The organism is Salinivibrio sp. MA427 (genome assembly GCF_001996115.1).
Lineage (GTDB): Bacteria > Pseudomonadota > Gammaproteobacteria > Enterobacterales > Vibrionaceae > Salinivibrio > Salinivibrio costicola.
Window position 1 is genome coordinate 1 of sequence record NZ_MUFH01000252.1, and the last position, 3829, is coordinate 3829.

Consider the following 3829-nt stretch of genomic DNA (forward strand, 5'->3'; position numbering starts at 1 on the left):
GTTTATAGAGGCCTTTGTTCTGTTTTTTATTTGAACGTGTAATTAACTTAACGCACAATGTCATCGAAAATTCATATAACAAACCATGAAAAAAAGGATGTGCCTTCATGCATAAATTCTCAAAAAGCGCGGTGGCGACCTTGGTCTCTGGCCTTTTGCTGGGTGCCTCAGCGCACGCCGACGTCAGCATTACTCAAGGTAAGACTGCAATCCCAGATGGTGAGGCAACGCACGCCCAAGACATCACTGTGAAAAACGAGCATGTCGCGTTCGCATTGGCGGTTGAGTCCGCGCCACCATGGGGCGTGCCACGTGGTACCTTGGTGGATCTCGCGGCGGTGAAAAATGGCAAAATTGATCTAGACCGAGTCGCTTTTGCAGATTTCATCCCCAACAGCTGGTCAGCTTGGCCGAACGATCGCAAGTCGATTGAGATTGTTGAAGACAGCGATGAAAAAGCAGTGATCAAAGTGAGCCGTAACTTCGACAAAGTCGACATTACTACTTGGTATACCTTGGCTGCAGGCTCTGACGCGATTGCTCTTAAAACCGTGATGAATAACCAGGGTGAGGATGATCTCGAGCTAGAATCTGGCCACACGATCTGGCCGGATACGGGTTATCAGTTCGCGGTGCCGGGCCTTGAAGGCAATGAAGAAGCGATGGCGGACAATGCCCTCGCCGATCGCATGGTCGCGTATGACCGTGACTGGGCGTTCGCACTGCATGCGCCTTACTTTGACCGCATTAAATACAACGGTCGCGATATGTATCTGGGTCACACGCTCAAAGCCGGTGAAAGCCGTACGTTTGAGTCTCAGCTACAGGTTGTCCCGAACGGTGACATGGCGCCGATTGTCAAAGCCGAAGCCGAACGTCATGGTGAAGCGACAGGTACCATTGAAGGTAAATTGCGCGCTGATAATGGGCAAGTGCCAAACGATGCCTTGGTAATGATTGAAAAAGACGGTCACCCTTACGCGTGGACGCTTGCCAAAGATGGCCAGTACAGCATGGAGCTACCAGCCGGCGAGTATCAGGTTTATGGTACGGCAACCGGCCATGCCAACAGTCAGTCGCAATCCATTAATGTGAGCGCTGATGGCGAGCAAACACTGAATTTCACCTCGCTAAAAAGCCCTGCGACCCTTGCGCTTAACGTAGAAGAAGCGGTGTCTGGCGTGGCTAAAGACGCACGTGTGACTATCATTGAAGGCCAAGCGCCACCGGTTGAATTCTTGGGTAAACGCACCTTCTTTACTAATTTGCTGCCAGCTGGCCATGCGGAGCTAAATCTGGCACCGGGTGAATACAAGCTGGGCATTAATGCCGGTGCAGGCTTTACTGCAGAATCACAAACCTTGGATGTAACGCTCGAATCGGGCAAAACCAACAAGCAGTTGGTTAAGATCCCACAGGTAACCTTCCCTAATCGCCACCAATGGTACGGGGCAGACTTGCACCACCACGGCAATGTGCTGGAAGGGGTAACCCCACCAGAAATCGTGGTGCGTGCTCAGTTGGCAACCGACTTGGATCTGACCTTCATCAGTGATCACGACTCCACCATTAATCACAAAGTGTTTGCTGATTTATCAGCAAAACGTGGTGTGCCTTTCATTCCATCGATTGAGATCTCGCCATCATGGGGTCACATGAACCCGTTCCCCATCGACAATGGCGCGGCGCTGACGGTCGATCCGGGTACTGATGACGTGCATACTCTGATTGATGCTGCACATGAGATGGGTGCAGAAGTGGTGCCGATGAACCATCCATATAACGATTATGGCTACTTCACCAATATCGCTAAGGATGCGGTGCCGGGCGGTAAGACCGACCGTTTCGACCTGATGGAGCTTAACGCACGTGTCGATAACGAGCCGACGCTTGAAAAAGCGCACAAGCTTTGGGATCAAGGCGAAGCCATGTACCTCACAGCCGGTACCGATACCCATGATGCGTGGAACCAGCTCACTGGGCGTATTCGTATGATGGCCAATGTTGATGGTGAGCTAACGCCGCTCGCCTTTGCCAAAGCGTTAAAAGCCGGTCACGGCTATGCCACGCAGGGGCCAATCCTGTACCCACAAAACATCATGTTTGGTGAAACCGCCAAGGCAGGTGATAAATGGGATATTAATGTGGTCGCCGCTGATGGCCTCAAAGAAGTGCGCTTAATCGGCCAAGGTGGTGAGGTGCTAAACAGCATCACCATTAACCCTGAAGAGAGCACACAGCGTCTTGAGCTATCACTGCCTATTCCTGCGGATGCAGAGGGTTGGATCAATCTAGAAGTGGAAGACAAAGACGGCAGCACGGCATGGACCAACCCAGTTTGGCTTCAGTCGTAAACGTCGAGTCTCAATCAATGAACCAAGGCCAGCGATGCTGGCCTTTTTTGATCGTGATGTTAACCGGCGCAGATTGATGGCCTTGGTTAGAATATGTTTTACCCCAAGGGGTTGCTACAATAGCGGGCAGACTAGGCGATGAAATAATGATATGGAACCGCAGATCCTCAACCCGCTCACCTTGCCACTTGATGGCGTCCGATTAATCGAAGCCTCCGCCGGCACCGGCAAGACGTTTACCATTGCTGGCTTGTACCTGCGATTGTTGCTTGGGCATGGCCGCGCAGCGCCGTGTCGGGTCGAGCAAATACTGGTGGTGACTTTTACCGAAGCTGCAACCCAAGAGTTAAAAGACCGTATTCGGCGTCGCATTCATGAGGCGCGTTTTGCCTTTATGTGCGGTGAGAGTGACGATCCCATCATTGAGCCTTTGCTGGCAGAGATTAGCGATCATAAAACCGCGGCGCAGCGTCTGTTAGAGGCCGAGCGGCAGATGGACGAAGCGGCTATCTATACCATTCACGGTTTTTGTCAGCGGATGCTGACCCAAAATGCGTTTGAGTCGGGCAGCCTGTTCAGTCATGAATTTGTCACCGACGAGCGACAGATCAAAGCGCGCGCGGCGGCCGATTTTTGGCGTCGTCGTTTTTATCCGCTGCCAAAATCGTTAGCCGGTGTGGTGAGCAGCTACTGGCCCGCGCCGGAGGCCTTATTAAAAGAGATTGCGCCCTATTTATCCGGACCGGCTGTCACGGTTAAGGCGCCTGATCTCGGCGAAGATCTCATGGCGGCACACCAAGCGGCGATAGCCAAAATTGACGGGGTAAAGCGAGCATGGCGCGAGGCGGGGGAGCAGATCACCGAGCAGCTCAGTGCCGCAAAACTCGATGGCCGTAGTTATCGCAAAGACCATCTGGCGAACTGGCTGAATGCGATGGAACAATGGGCCAATGCCGAGACGCTTGATTACCAGTTGCCCGACAAATTGGAAAAATTCGCCAAACAGACGTTGGCGGACAAGAGTAAAGCTGAGCCACCGAGTCTAGCGCTATTTGATCACATACAGGCATTGGTTGATCAGCCGCCGACGTTAAAACCGGGATTGACCGCGCTGGCGATCAAAGAAGTGAGGCAGCTGCTCCGCCAAGAAAAACGCCGTCAAGGGTGGCTCTCGTTTGACGATCTCCTTTCTCAACTTGCCAGCGCACTTGACCAAGATAGCCAAGGCCAGTTGGCTGCACGTATTCGCAGCTTATATCCGGTAGCAATGATTGATGAATTCCAAGACACCGACCCGCTGCAATATCAGATTTTTAGCACTGTCTATCAGCCGCCAGTGGCGGACGATGCCCCTGTATTCGCAGACACGGAGGAAGAGACAGACACAGAGGAAGAGGGGGAGCGCACCGGTTTAATGATGATTGGCGATCCTAAACAGGCGATTTATGCCTTTCGTGGCGCCGATATCTTCACCT

2 protein-coding genes are annotated in these 3829 nt (G+C 52.5%); both read left to right on the forward strand.

Going from position 1 to position 3829, the window contains the following annotated elements:
- The first annotated feature begins 107 nt into the window (after positions 1 to 107).
- Positions 108 to 2354: a CehA/McbA family metallohydrolase gene (locus BZG79_RS12785; protein WP_077678760.1), complete on the forward strand. Its 2247-nt coding sequence runs from the start codon at positions 108 to 110 to the stop codon at positions 2352 to 2354.
- A 151-nt stretch (positions 2355 to 2505) separates the two neighbouring features.
- The coding region (locus BZG79_RS12790) for a UvrD-helicase domain-containing protein (RefSeq protein WP_199877822.1) at positions 2506 to 3829 on the forward strand (1324 nt) is incomplete at its 3' end.